Source organism: Kitasatospora sp. NPDC098652 (assembly GCF_044760155.1).
In the GTDB taxonomy this organism is placed as follows: domain Bacteria; phylum Actinomycetota; class Actinomycetes; order Streptomycetales; family Streptomycetaceae; genus Kitasatospora.
On record NZ_JBIWAQ010000035.1, the window covers coordinates 23,487 to 38,226 of the forward strand.

General features: G+C 76.4%; 3 protein-coding genes. 2 read left to right on the forward strand and 1 reads right to left on the reverse strand.

Features of this window, described 5'->3' with window-relative positions:
- Window positions 1-107 precede the first annotated feature (107 nt).
- Window positions 108-12,200, reverse strand: a complete 12,093-nt coding sequence (locus ACIQWA_RS38450) for an SDR family NAD(P)-dependent oxidoreductase (protein WP_402491140.1) — start codon at window positions 12,198-12,200, stop codon at window positions 108-110.
- Window positions 12,201-12,392: 192 nt separating this feature from the next.
- Between ACIQWA_RS38450 and ACIQWA_RS38455 the strand changes: the two genes are divergently transcribed.
- Window positions 12,393-13,844: an NDP-hexose 2,3-dehydratase family protein gene (locus tag ACIQWA_RS38455; RefSeq protein WP_402491143.1), complete on the forward strand. Its 1,452-nt coding sequence runs from the start codon at window positions 12,393-12,395 to the stop codon at window positions 13,842-13,844.
- A gap of 106 nt (window positions 13,845-13,950) precedes the next feature.
- Window positions 13,951-14,721, forward strand: a complete 771-nt coding sequence (locus ACIQWA_RS38460) for a thioesterase II family protein (RefSeq protein ID WP_402491145.1) — start codon at window positions 13,951-13,953, stop codon at window positions 14,719-14,721.
- Window positions 14,722-14,740 lie beyond the last annotated feature (19 nt).

The window sequence follows — 14,740 nt, forward strand, 5'->3', positions numbered from 1 at the left end:
GAGGGCGTTGCGGGCACGTGAGGCCGGTGACGGGTCCGGGCCAGGGGCCCGCGGCCGCGGGGCCCGCAGCCGGGGGGACCGGCCGGAGCCGCTCCCCCCGGCGACGGTCACCCCTGGCGGAACTCGCGGTCGATCAGGTCCATCAGCTCGTCGGCCGAGGCCGTCCCGATCCCGGCGCCGCCCGGGGCGCCGTCGGTCGTACCGTCGGTGGCCCCGTCCGCGGGTGCGCCTGCGGATCCGTTCCCGGACCCGTTCCCCGCGCCCGCATCCTGCGGGCCGCCGGGTACGGCCCTCGGGCGGAAGGCCAGCAGTCGCAGGCGCTGGTCGATCGAGGCGTCCGAGTCCTCCTGGGGCAGCGCCGCCAACGCCGCCTCCAGCTGGTCGAGGTAGGCGAGCACCGTCTCGGCGGGCGACTGCTCCGGCGGGGCGAGACGCTCCCTCAGGTACGCGGCCAGGGCCCCCACCGTCGGGTAGTCGAAGACCAGGGTGGCCGGCAGCGCGAGACCGGTCGCCCGGCTGAGCCGGTTGCGCAGCTCGATCGCGGTCAGCGAGTCGAAGCCCAGCTCCTGGAAGGCGCGGTCGATGGCGATGCCGGCGGGTGAGCCGTGGCCCAGAACGGCGGCCGTGTGGCCGTGCACCACCTCGGCCACCAAGGCCAGCTGGTCGGCCGGTGCCCGGCCGGTGAGCCGTTCGGCGAGGGCGGGGCCGGTGTCGTCCGCCCGGCGCTGCGGCACCCGGACCAGTCCGCGCAGGACCGGCGGCAGGGCGTCGGCGGCCGCCTGGGCGCGCAGTGCCCGCAGGTCGAGTTCGGCCAGGACCAGGGCCGCGGGGCCCGCGTCGAGGGCGGCGTCGAAGCGGTCCAGCGCGTCCGGCGTGGTGAGCCGGGCGAGGCCGCGGCGGACCGGGCCCGTCCCCCGGGCGCCGTCCGTGTGGGCGGTGAGCGCGCTGGTCTGCTCCCACGGGCCCCAGGCCAGGGACACCGCGGGCAGCCCCCGGGCCTGCCGGTGGGTGGCGAGCGCATCGAGGAAGCTGTTGGCGGCGGCGTAGTTGGCCTGGCCGGGGGCGCCGAGGACGCCCGCGGCGGAGGAGAACAGCACGAACGCCGACAGCCCGAGGTGCTCGGTCAGGGCGTGCAGGTGCCACGCGGCGTCGGCCTTCGGGCGCAGCACGCCGTCGAGCCGCTCCGGGGTGAGCCCGGCCACGGTGGCGTCGTCCAGCGTCCCGGCGGCGTGCACCACCGCGGTCAGCGGGTGCTCGCCGGGGACCGCCGCGAGCACCGCGGCGAGTGCCTCGCGGTCCGCCGTGTCGCAGGCGGTGACGGTGACGGTGGCGCCGAGGCCGCCCAGTTCGGCGGCCAGCTCGCCGGCGCCGTCCGCCAGCGGGCCGCTGCGGCTGATCAGCAGCAGGTGGTCGACGCCGTGCGCGGTCACCAGGTGTCGGGCGACGAGGCCGCCCAAGGTGCCGGTGCCGCCGGTGACCAGGACCGTGCCGCCCGGCCCGAAGGACGAGGGCGCCGACCCCGGCACGGGCCCGGACCCCGGCAGGGGCGCGGCCCCCGGCACGGACGCAGCCGAGGGCACGGGCGCGGCGGCCGCCGGCCGGGCCAGCCGAGGCAGGTGGACCCTGCCTCCGCGCACCGCGGCCTGCGGCTCCCCGGCGGCGACGGCCGCGGCGAGCGCGTCCTCGGTGGTGTCCGCGTCCACGTCGACGAGCAGGAACCTGAACGGGTTCTCCGACTGCGCGCTGCGGACCAGCCCCCAGACGGCGGCCGCAGCGAGGTCCGGCACGTCCTCGTGCGCGGTGACGGGCGTGCCGTCCCGGTCCGTGACGGCGACCGCGCCGCGCGAGAGCAGGACCAGCGTCGCCCCGGCGAACGCCTCCTCGGTCAGCCACTGCTGGACCAGTCCCAGCGCGTGGCGGGTCGCCCGGCGCGCCCGTTCGGCCGGGTCGCCCGACCCCGCCCGCGCGGCGCCGCAGTCCACCACCACGGCGTCCGGTGCCGGGGCGCCGGCCGCGACGGCCGCGCGCAGCGCGTCCAGGTCGGCGTACCGGGGGGAGCGGTCGCCGGTGACGCCGGCCACGCCGACCAGGGCCAGCGACGGCGCGGCCCCGCCGGCCGGGCCGGCCTCGACCCACCGGGTGGCCAGCAGCGCCCCCCGGCCGCGGCCGGCCCCGAGCCCACCCGGGCCCTGGGTCAGCGGCCGCAGCCGCAGCGCCCCGATCCGCCCGAGCGGGCGGCCGGCGCCGTCGGCCAGGTCCAGACCCACGGAGCGGTCGGCGCCGGAGCGCACCCGGACGCGCAGCGTGCGCCCGGCGGCCGCCTCCAGCGAGAGACCGGTCCACGAGAACGGCAGCAGCACCGCCGACCCGTCGGCCGCGTCGGCCGGTGCGGGCGGCGCCGCCATCAGGGCGTGCAGGGCGGCGTCGAGCAGTGCGGGGTGGACGCCGAACCCCTCCGGGTCGACATCCTCGGGGAGGGCGACCTCGGCGTAGAGGTCGCCCTCCCGCCGCCAGACCGCCCGCAACCCCTGGAACACCGGTCCGTAGACCTGGCCCTTGGCGGTGAAGCGGTCGTACGCGGCGCCGGCGTCGAGCCGTTCGGCCCCGTCCGGCGGCCACACGGTCAGCGGCTCCGCCGCCGGGCCCGCGGCCACGGCCAGCGACCCGGTGGCGTGGAGCGTCCACTCCGCGTCGGGGTCGTCGGACTCGGGGCGCGAGTGCACCGTGACGGGGCGTGCACCGTCCTCCTCGGCCAGGACGACGACCTGCAGGTGGACGGCGCCCTGCTCGGGAAGCACCAGCGGCGCGAGCAGGGTGATCTCGTCCACCGCCGCGCAGCCGGTCTCGCGCGCCGCGTGCAGCGCCAGTTCGACGAAGGCGGTGCCGGGCACCAGGGCGGCGTCCTCCACCCGGTGGTCGGACAGCCACGGGTGGCTGCGCAGGGAGACCCGCCCGCTGAGGATCCGCCGGCCGTCGGCGGCGACCGACAGCCCGGCCGAGACCAGCGGGTGCCCGGTGTCGGCCAGTCCGGCGGCCGAGACGTCGCCGGCCACCGTCGAGGGCCTGAGCCAGTACGGGGTGCGCTGGAACGCGTACGTCGGCAGGGCGGGCCGTGCGGTGGCGGGGGCGAGCACCGTCGTCCAGTCGACCGGGGCGCCGTGGGTGTACGCCCGGGCGAGGGCGGCCAGCAGCTCGCGGCCGCCGTCCTCGTCGCGCCGCAGGGTGCCGAGGGCGTGCGCCGGGACCTCGGCGCGTTCGATGGTCTGCTGCACGCCGACGGTCAGCACCGGGTGCGGCGCGGACTCGACGAACAGCCGGTGGCCGCTGCCCAGCAGCGCCTCGGTGGCCTCGGCGAACCGGACGGTGTGCCGCAGGTTGCGGTACCAGTAGTCGGCGTCCAGTTCGGCGGTGTCGATGATCGTGCCGGTGAGGGTGGAGTAGAACGGCACGGTGCCGGTCCGCGGGCTGACGGGGGCCAGCACCTCCAGCAGCTCGTCGCGCAGCGCGTCGATGTGCGGGGTGTGCGAGGCATAGTCCACGGGGATCAGCCGGGCCCGGACGCCCTCGGCCCGGTACCGCTCGACGAACGCCCGGACGGCGTCCGCGCCGCCCGCGACGACCGTGCTGTCCGGCCCGTTGACCGCGGCCAGGTGGACGTCGTCGGCCTCGGCCAGGCGGGCGGCCACCTCCTCGGCGGGCAGCGGCACCGAGGCCATGGTGCCCGTCCCGGCGAGCCGGGTCAGGACCTTGCTGCGGAGCGCGACCACGCGGGCCGCGTCGTCCAGCGACAGCGCCCCCGCCACGTAGGCGGCGGCGATCTCCCCCTGGGAGTGGCCGACGACCGCGTCCGGGAGGACACCGGCGGACTTCCAGAGCTCGGCCAGCGAGGTCATCACGGCGAACAGGGCGGGCTGGACCACGTCGACCCGCGACAGGTCGGCCGCGCCCGGTCCGCCGCGCAGGGTGTCGAGCAGCGACCAGTCGGTGTGGCGGTCGATCGCGTCGGCGCAGGCGGCCAGGTGCGCGGCGAACACCGGAGAGCGTTCCAGCAGGTCGAGCGCCATGCCGTCCCACTGCGAGCCCTGGCCGGGGAAGACCAGGACGGTTCGGCCCGGCCCGGAGGCGGCGGCCGGGCCGTGGACCAGTGCCGGGTGCGGCCGGTCGGCGGCGAGCGCGGCCAGCGCTGCCGCCAGCTCGTCGCGGTCGCGGCCGAGGACGACGGCGCGGTGCTCGAACGCCTCCCGGCCGGTGGCCAGCGCCCAGGCCGTGTCGGCCGGTGAGGCCGCGCCGTCGCCCGCCGCGTACCCGGCGAGCCGGGCGGCCTGGGCGCGCAGCGCCGCCGGCGTCCTGCCCGACACCGGCCAGGGCAGCGCGGCGCCCGGGTCCGGTACCAGGACGGCCGGGTCGGCGGCGGCGGGTGCCGGCGCGATGGCGCGGTCGGCGGCGGCCGGCTGCTCCAGGATGACGTGGGCGTTGGTGCCGCTGATGCCGAACGCGGACACGCCCGCCCGCCGGGCCCGCCCGGTCTCCGGCCACGGCACCGCCCTGGTGAGCACCGAGACGGCGCCGGACTCCCAGTCGACGTGCGGCGTGGGCTCGTCGACGTGCAGGATCGCCGGCAGCCGGCCGTGCCGCATCGCCTGGACCGTCTTGATCACGCTCGCCACGCCGGCGGCCTGCTGGGTGTGGCCGATGTTGGACTTGACCGAGCCGATCCGGAGCGGCTGTCCGTCGGGCCGGTCCTGCCCGTAGGTGGCCAGCAGGGCCTGGGCCTCGATCGGGTCGCCGAGCGTCGTCCCGGTGCCGTGCGCCTCGACCGCGTCCACGTCCGCCGGGGTGATGCCCGCATTGGCGAGGGCCTGCTCGATCACCCGCTGCTGGGAAGGCCCGTTGGGGGCGGTCAGGCCGTTGCTGGTGCCGTCGGAGTTCACGGCCGAGCCGCGCACCACCGCGAGCACCTGGTGCCCGTTGCGCCGGGCGTCCGACAGCCGCTCGACCAGCAGCAGACCGACGCCCTCGGAGAAGACGGTGCCGTCGGCGCCCGCCCCGAACGGCTTGCAGTGCCCGTCCGGCGCCAGGCCGCGCTGGCGGCTGAAGCCGACGAAGACGCTCGGTGAGGGCATCACGGTGACGCCGCCGGCCAGCGCGAGGTCGCACTCGCCGTTGCGCAGCGACTGCGCTGCCAGGTGCAGCGCCACCAGCGACGACGAGCAGGCCGTGTCGACGGTCATCGCCGGGCCCTCCAGGCCGAGGGCGTAGGCGATCCGGCCGGACGCGACGCTGCTGGCCGCACCGGTCAGCAGGTAGCCCTCGACCGCCTCGGCCTCCCGCGACGCGCCGGCCGGGTATCCGTAGGACGTCATGCCGACGAAGACGCCGGTACGGCTGCGCCGCAGCGTCCCGGCGGGAATGCCGGCCCGCTCCAGGGCCTCCCAGGCGGTCTCCAGCAGGACGCGCTGCTGCGGGTCGGTTCCCAGCGCCTCGCGCGGGCTCATGCCGAAGAACTCGGCGTCGAAGTGCCCGGCCTCCTCCAGGAAGCCGCCCCGGTCGACGTACGAGGTGCCGGGGTGGTCGGGGTCGGGGTCGAAGAGGGTGTCCAGGTCCCAGCCGCGGTCCTCGGGGAAGCCCGCCACCGTCTCCCGGCCGGTGTCGACCACGTCCCACAGGTCGTCCGGGGACCGGACGCCGCCCGGGAAACGGCAGGCCATCGCGACGATCACGACCGGGTCGTCGGTGCCGCCGGACGCGGCCCTGGCGCTGACGGCGGCGCTCTCGGTCCGGCCGCCCAGCCGCTCGCGCAGGTACTCGGCGAGCGCGGCCGCGCTCGGGTGGTCGAAGACCAGGGTGGCGGGCAGCCGCAGGCCGGTCTCGGTGTTCAGGCGGTTGCGCAGTTCGACGGCGGTCAGCGAGTCGAACCCGATCTCCTGGAACGGGCGCCGGGGGTCGATCGTCTCCGGCGCGGGGTGGCCGAGCACGGCGCCGACGTTGCCGCGCACCAGGTCCAGCAGCAGGCCGCGCTGCTCGGCCGCGGAGCGGCCGGCGAGTTCCCGCGCCAGCGAGCCCTGGACGGCGCTCCGGCCGCCGGCCCGGCGGCGGGCGGGGCGCAGGAAGCCGCGCAGTACCGCGGGCGCCGCCCGGGTCTCGGCCGCCGCCCGGACCGCGGCCAGGTTGATCCCGGCGGGGACCAGGTCGGCGCGGCCCCCGGCGAGCCCGGCGTCGAACAACGCGAGCGCCTCGGCGTCGGACATGGTGGTGAGCAGGCTGTGCGCGACGGCGTGCTGCTTCTCCTCGAAGAGGTCGGCGGTGATGCCGCTGGCGCTCTCCCACAGGCCCCAGGCGAGCGAGACCGCGGGCAGGCCCAGCGCGTGCCGGTGCGCCGCCAGCGCGTCGAGGAAGGTGTTGCCCGCCGCGTAGTTGGCCTGCCCCGGGTTGCCGAGGGTGCCGGCGAGCGAGGAGAACAGCACGAACGCGGTGAGGTCGAGGTCGCGGGTGAGCTCGTGCAGGTGCCAGGCGGCGTCGACCTTGGGGCGCAGCACCGGGCCGAGCTGACCGGGCTCCAGGACGGTGACGGCGGCGTCGTCGGTGACGCCCGCGGAGTGCACGACGGCGGTGAGCGGGTGCTCGGGCGGGATCGTGCCGAGCACCCGTCGCAGCTCCTCCCGGTCGGCCGTGTCGCAGGCCAGCACGGTCACCTCGGCGCCCGCCGCGGCCAACTCGGCCCGGAGTTCGCCGGCTCCGGCCGCGTCGGGGCCGCGCCGGCCCACCAGCAGCAGGTGCCGGACGCCGTGCTCGGCGACCAGGTGCCGGGCGACCGCCGCGCCGAGCGTGCCGGTGCCGCCGGTCACCAGCACGGTGCCGTCGGCGGCGAGCGGCCGGGGGACGGTGAGGACGAGCTTGCCGGTGTGCTTGGCCTGGCTCATCAGCCGGAACGCCTGGGGCGCCTCGCGGACGTCGAAGGCGCTGACCGGGAGGGGGTGCAGGACTCCCTCCTCGAACAGCCGGCCCAGCTCCGCGAGCATCCCCCGGACGTGGTCCGGGCCCGCCTCGACCGTCTCGAACGCCCGGTAGTCGACGCCCGGGTGCCGGGTCGCCACCTCGTCGGCGTCGCGGACGTCGGTCTTGCCCATCTCCAGGAAGGACCCGCCGCGGGGCAGCAGGCGGAGCGAGGCGTCCACGAAGTCGCCGGCCAGTGAGTCCAGGACGACGTCGAAGCCCTCGCCGCCGGTCGCGGCCAGGAACTCCTCCTCGAAGGCGAGCGTCCGGGAGTCGGCGATGTGCGCGTCGTCGAAGCCCGCCGAGCGGAGCGCGTCCCACTTGGGGCGGCCGGCGGTCGCGAAGACCTCCGCGCCCCAGTGCCGGGCCAGCTGCACGGCGGCCGTGCCGACCCCGCCGGTGGCGGCGTGCACGAGCAGCCGCTGCCCGGGCCGCAGCCCCGCCAGGTCGTGCAGCGCGTAGTAGGCGGTCAGGAACGCGACCGGTGCCGCGGCGGCCTGGACGAACGTCCAGCCGGACGGCACCCGGGTCAGCGCGCGCCGGTCGGCCACCGCCACGGGGCCGACCGCGCCCTCCGGGAACAGCCCCATGACGGCGTCGCCGGGCGCGAGGCCGGTGACGCCCGGGCCGGTCTCCAGCACCACGCCGGCGGCCTCGCTGCCGATGGCCGCCTCGCCCGGGTAGAGGCCGAGCGCGATCAGCACGTCGCGGAAGTTCACCCCGGCGGCCCGGACGGCGACCCGCACCTCCCCGGCCTCCAGCGGCCGTTCGAGGGCGGGGGAGGGCTCCAGGACGAGGTTGTCGACGGTGCCCGCCGCGGTGGTCGACAGCCGCCAGGCGGCGCCCGCGGGCGGGGTCAGCAGGGCCTCGGTGTCGGCGTGGACCAGCCGGGCCGCGAAGGCGGAGCCGTCGCGCAGGGCGAGCTGCGGCTCCTGCGTGGCGAGGGCCTCGGGCAGCCGGCGCACGGAGGACTCCCGGCCGTCGAGGTCCACCAGGGCGAACCGATCCGGCCGCTCCAGCTGGGCGACCCGTACGAAGCCCCAGGCGGGGGCGTCGGCCAGGCCGGTGACGTGCTCCCCGGCCCGGACGGCGACCGCGTGCTCGGTGACCACGACCAGCCGGCTGTCCTCCAGCCGCTCGTCGGCCAGCCACTGCTGGACCAGGCCGTGGATCCGGTGGGTGGTGGCATGGGCGCCGTCGACCGGCTCCCCGGCACCGGTGTCCGGACCCGCCGCGCCCCCGGCTCCGGCCGGGCCCCGCGCCGTGGCGAACGCGACCACCGTCGCCGGGAGCGGCACGCCCGCGTCGGCCTCCCGCAGCAGTGCCGCGAGGTCGTCGGCCTCCCGGGGCCGCCCGTCGAGCCACTCGACGGGGTGCGGGAACGCGCCGAGCACCGCCCAGCCGGCCGGGTCGTCGCGCTCGGCGGGGGCCGTCACGGGCTGCCAGGACAGTCGGTACAGCGCGTCCCGGCGGACGGCCGGCGCGGCGCTCCGCCCGTCGGCGAGCGGCCGTACCGTCAGTGCCTCCACCGAGGCCACCGGTGCGCCGCTCCGGTCCGTGATCGACAGCCCGACGGTCTCCGGCCCGGACAGCGTGAGCCGCACCCGCACCGCCGTCGCCCCGACGGCGTGCACGGCCACCCCGCGCCAGGCGAACGGCAACCTGGTCCGGCCGTCGTGCTCGGCGCCGCTCAGCGCCGTCACGTGCAGTGCGGCGTCGAACAGCGCCGGATGCAGGGCGAACCCGCGGACGTCGGCGCCCGCGGGCAGCTCGACCTCCGCGAACAGGTCGTCACCCAGCCGCCAGGCGGCCCGCAGCCCCTGGAAGACCGGGCCGTACTCCAGGCCGAGGGCGCCGAGCCGCGGATACACCTCCGCCGTCTCCAGCCGGGTCGCCCCCGCCGGCGGCCACTCCTCGACGGGCTGCTCCGCCGGCGGCGCGGACGGGGCCAGCACCCCGGTCGCGTGGCGGGTCCACGGGACGTCCTCGGAGTCCGGGCCGTCGTCCTCCGGCTGCGAGTGGATGCCGACGGCGCGCTCGCCGTCCGGTCCCGGCGCGCCGACCATCACCTGGATCCGGACCGCGTCCCGCCCGGGCAGCACCAGCGGGGCGTGCAGGGTCAGTTCGGCCAGTTCGCCGCAGCCGACCCGGAACGCCGCGTGCAGGGCGAGTTCGGCGAACCCGGTGGCCGGCACGATCACCGAGCCGTGGACCGCGTGGTCGGCCAGCCAGGGATGGGTGCGCAGCGACAGCCGGCCGGAGAACAGGTGGCCGGTGCCGTCGGCCAGCACGGTCTCGGCGGCCAGCAGCGGGTGGTCGGCCGAGCCCAGCCCGGCCGACCGGACGTCGCCGGCCGCCCCGGCCGCCTCCGGCCAGTAGCGCTCCCCGGCGAAGGCGTAGGTCGGCAGGTCGACGGGCGTCGCCGGGCGGCCGGGCGCGATCCGCGTCCAGTCCGGGCGGGCGCCGTTGACGTGCGCCTCGGCGAAGGACTCCAGCAGCCGGGCCCGGTCGCCGTGGTCGCGCCGGAGCGTGCCGTGCGCGACCGCCTCGGCACCGGCGTCCTCGATCGTGTCCTGGATCGAGGCGGTGAGCACCGGGTGGGCGCTCACCTCGATGAACAGCGTGTGCCCGTCGGCCAGCAGGGCCCGGGTGGTCTCCTCGAAGCGCACCGGCTGCCGCAGGTTGCGGTACCAGTACGCCGGGTCGAGGGCCTCCTCCAGGCCGAGCGGAGCCGCCGTGACGGTGGAGTAGAAGGGGACGCCGGTCGGCTGCGGCACGATCCCGGCCAGCGCCTCCCCGATCCGCTCCCTGACGGCCTCCACGAACGGGGTGTGCGAGGCGTAGTCGACCGGGATCAGCCGGGCCGGGACCCGGTCGGCCCGGCACGCGTCGACCAGTTCCCGCAGTTCCTCCGGCGCGCCCGCCACCACCGTGGAGCCCGGTGCGTTGACCGCGGCGACGCTCAGGCTCCGCCGGTCCGGGCGGTCCAGCAGCCGCGCGGTCTCCGCCGCCGGCAGCGGCACGGAGGCCATGCCGCCGGTGCCGGCCAGGTCGAGCAGGGCGCGGCTGCGCAGCGCCACGATCCGCGCGGCGGCGTCCAGCGACAGCGCCCCGGCGATGTGGGCGGCCGCGATCTCGCCCTGGGAGTGGCCCACCACCGCGTCCGGACGGACCCCGGCGGCCTGCCACACGCGGGCCAGCGAGACCATCACGGCGAACAGCGCCGGCTGCACCACGTCGACCCGGTCCAGCGTCGGTGCGTCCGGCGCGCCGTGCAGCACGTCGAGGAGCGACCAGTCGGTGTAGGGGGCGAGGGCGTCGGCGCAGGCGTGCAGGTGCTCGCGGAAGACCGCGGAGTCCTCCAGCAGGTCGACCGCCATGTGCTCCCACTGGGAGCCCTGCCCGGGGAACACGAACACCGTTCGGGCCGTGGTGCCCCGGCCGCGGACGACGTGGGCGCCGGGCTTTCCGTCGGCCAGTGCCCGCAGGCCGTCCAACAGCTCCTCACGGGTGCCGGCGACGACCGCCGCGCGGTGCTCGTGGTGCTCGCGCTCGACGGCCAGCGCGTGCGCGGCGTCGGCGGACGGCAGCTCGGGGCGGGCGGCCGCGAAGTCCAGCAGCCGCTGGGCCTGGCCGCGCAGGGAGCGCTCGCTGCGGGCCGACACCAGCCAGGGGAGGGCGCCGTCGGCCACCAGGGGCGGGGCGGCGGCCTCGGCGGAAGCAGCGGGCGCGGCGTCGGCGTCGGGGGCGGCGTCGGGGGCGGCCGGGTCCGGTGCGGCCGGCTCCGGGCGCGGCGGTGCGGCCTCCAGGACGATGTGAGCGTTGGTTCCGCCGACGCCGAACGAGGAGACGGCGGCGCGGCGCGGCCGCCCGGTCTGCGGCCACGGCCGGGCCGAGGTCAGCAGCCGGACGTTGCCCGCCTCCCAGTTGACGTGCGGTGTCGGGGCGTCGACGTGCAAGGTCCTCGGGAGCAGCCCGTGCTGGAGCGCCAGCACCATCTTGATGACGCCCGCCACCCCGGCGGCGCCCTGCGGGTGGCCGATGTTGGACTTCACCGAGCCGAGCCAGAGCGGCTCGCCGTCGGTCCGGTTCTGTCCGTAGGTGGCGAGCAGTGCCTGCGCCTCGATCGGGTCGCCGAGCGTGGTGCCGGTGCCGTGCGCCTCGACGGCGTCGACGTCCCCGGTGGTCAGCCGGGCATCGGCCAGCGCCAGCTCGATGACCCGCTGCTGGGACGGCCCGTTGGGCGAGGTCAGACCGTTGCTGGCGCCGTCCGAGTTGACCGCCGAGCCGCGCAGCACGGCCAGCACGCGGTCACCGTCCCGATGGGCGTCCGACAGCCGTCGCAGCATCAGCAGGCCGACGCCCTCGCCCCAGCCCAGGCCGTCGGCGGCGGCCGCGAACGGCTTGCAGCGCCCGTCCGGAGCCAGGCCGCGCTGGCGGCTGAACTCGGTGTACCAGGCGGAGGTGGCCATGATGGTGACCCCGCCGGCCAGGGCCCGGTCGCACTCGCCGCCGCGCAGCGCCTGGATCGCCAGGTGCAGGGCCGCCGCAGAGGAGGAGCACGCGGTGTCCACCGTGAGCGCCGGGCCCTCCAGCCCGTACGCGTAGGCGATCCGCCCGGACATGATGCTGCTCTGGGTGCCGGTCAGGACGTAGCCCTCGACCTGGTCGACGGCCGGCGCGAGGCTCTGGTTGTAGGTCTGCCCGATGCTGCCGACGAACACCCCGGTGCGGGTCCCGCGCAGTGCCGCGGGAGGGATTCCGGCCCGCTCGAAGGTCTCCCACGCGACCTCCAGCAGCTGGCGCTGCTGCGGGTCCATCGCGAGGGCCTCACGGGGGCTGATCCCGAAGAAGTCGGCGTCGAAGCGGTCGGCGCCCTCCAGGAACGAGCCGTCCCGGGTGTAGCTCTTGCCGGGGGCGTCGGGGTCGGGGTCGTAGATGTCGTCGATGTCCCACCCGCGGTCGCCGGGGACGCGCGCGACGGCGTCCCGCTCCGACAGCAGCAGTTCCCAGAGCGCCTCGGGCGAGTCCACCCCGCCGGGGAAGCGGCAGCCCATGGACACCACCGCGATGGGCTCGTGCTCGCGGTCCTCGACCTCCGCGAGGCGTCGGCGGACCTGACGGAGACCCGCGGTCGTCCGATTCAGATAGTCACGCAGCTTCGCCTCGTTGGCCGTCGGGCCCAGAGCAGCCGAGTCGGAATTCATCCGCTTTCCCCGCCTCGCATCGGTCAATAGGAATTGCCGCCGAGAATCGCACCGGCGGCTAACGGGGGCCTTGGCCGATGCTAAAACCGCATGCCGGAACAGCGGCCTCCGGGCGGGAATTCGGCCGGTTTTAGCGCGGGTTTAAAGCGGGGCGTCACCATATGTGCCGGCGCTTCTGCAGAGGGGTGAATTATGAGCGAAATTCTCAGTCGGCCGTCCGCGTCGGCCGAGGTCCTGCCCGACGGCCCGCGCGTCACGCGGTCGGGGCTGGCCACCGAGGGTGTCCTGACGACGAACGAGGAGTTCGCGGCCTGGCTCGGCGAGCGTGAGACGACCGACCGGATGACGGTCGAGCGGGTCCCGCTGGCCGACCTCAAGGGCTGGCACTTCACCGAGGGCAGGGCCTCGCTCGTCCACGACAGCGGGAAGTTCTTCAGCATCCAGGGGGCGGACGTCACCTCGACCGGGCCCGGACCGCGGGCCTGGCAGCAACCGCTCATCCATCAGCCCGAGGTCGGCATACTCGGCTTGCTGGCCAAGGAGTTCGGGGGCGTCCTGCACTTCCTGATGCAGGCCAAGATCGAGCCGGGAAACCGCCGGCAGCTCCAGCTGTCGCCGACCGTGCAGGCCACCCGGAGCAACTACACCAAGGTGCACGGCGGGGCGGCGATCCCGTATCTGGACCACTTCCTGCAGGAAGGCCGGGGCCGGGTGATCGCCGATGTGCTCCAGTCCGAGCAGGGCGCCTGGTTCCTGGGCAAGCGCAACCGCAACATGGTCGTGGAGACCACCGACGAGATCGAGGTCCGGGACAACTTCCGGTGGCTGACGTACGGTCAGATACGGCGACTGCTGGCCGTGCCGAACCTGGTCAACATGGACTCCCGGACGGTGCTCGCCTGCGTGCCGATCGCCACGGACGGACTGCCGGACGGCCCGTCGGCGGACGCGCCCGACCCGGAGTTCGCCGCCGAGCTGTGGCACTCCCTGCGGGCCGCCGACACCGACGGCCGCCACACCGACGCCGAGATCTCCGCCTGGCTCAACGACGTGCGGGTCGACACCCCGCTCGCCGTCGGACCGGTCGAACTGACCGGGCTGCGGGAGTGGCAGGTGTCGGACGACGAGATCGCGCACCGGCAGGGCAAGCACTTCCGCATCATCGGCGTCTCGGTGCGCGGCCGGCGCGAGGTCGACGCGTGGCAGCAGCCCCTGCTGGCCCCCGTCGACGTCGGCGTCGTTGCCTTCCTGACCCGCCGGATCGACGGCGTCCTGCACGTCCTGATGCGCGCGGCGGTCGAACCCGGCTTCCTGGACGTCGTGGAGCTCGGCCCCACCGTGCAGTGCAGCCCCGCCACCTACGCGGACGCTCCGCCGGAGCGGCGGCCCCGCTTCTACGACTACGTGCTCGGCGCGACGGACAACGTCCGCTACGACGTCCTGCTCTCCGAGGAGGGCGGCCGCTTCCACCACGCCGAGTGCCGCTACCTGGTCGTCGACTGCGGTGACCTTCCGGAGGCCCTGGAGCCGCACCCGGACTTCCGCTGGATGACTGTCCGTCAGCTGACGGCCTGGGTGCAGCACCGCAACTGCGTCAACGTCCAGGCGCGCACCCTCCTCGCCTGCCTCAACTCGCTCTGGTAGAACGGCTGTGCGGATCGTCCGGAGGCAAGCGGAGACCGCCGGCCAGGCGGTGGGGGACAGCGGAGGAGACGGCCGGAGGGCGGCCGCGGAGACAGGAGGGGAACCGATGACGACGGTCTCGGACGAGGGCGCCCGCTGGTTCCGGCGATACGTCCCGGAGGCCCGGGAGGCGCCGGTGCGGCTGGTCTGCCTGCCGCACGCGGGCGGCGCGGCCAGCTACTTCTTCCCGTTCGCCCAGGCGGTCGGGGAGCGCGTGGACGTCCTGGCGGCGCAGTACCCCGGCCGTCAGGACCGACGGCAGGAGCCCTGCATCGACGACATCGGGGCCCTGGCCGACGCCGCCTTCGCGGCGCTGCGCCCGTTCCTCGACCGGCCGGTGGCACTGTTCGGCCACAGCATGGGGGCCACCCTCGGGTTCGAGCTGGCGCGCCGGATCGAGACCGTCCCGGGGGCGACCCTGGTGCGGCTGTTCGCCTCCGGGCGCCGCGCGCCCTCGCGGCCGGGCGGGGAACTGGTGCACACCTTCGACGACGACCGCCTGCTCGCCGAAGTGGCCCGGCTCAGCGGCACCGACACCCGCGTCCTGGCCGACGACGAGCTGATGCGCTCGGCGCTGCCGGCGATCCGGGCCGACTACAAGGCCGCCGAGTCCTACCGGCTCGCCGGCGAGGCGGAGTTGGGCTGCCCGATCACCGCCCTCGCCGGCGACGCCGACCCCAAGACCTCGCTGGACGACGTCCGCGCCTGGGAACGGCACACCACGGCCGGCTTCGACCTGCACGTCTACGCCGGCGGTCACTTCTTCCTGGCCGAGCACCGGCAACCGATCGTGGACCTGATGACCGAGCGGCTGGCCGCGCACACGGCCCGGCGCTGAACGACGACGAAGGAGATCA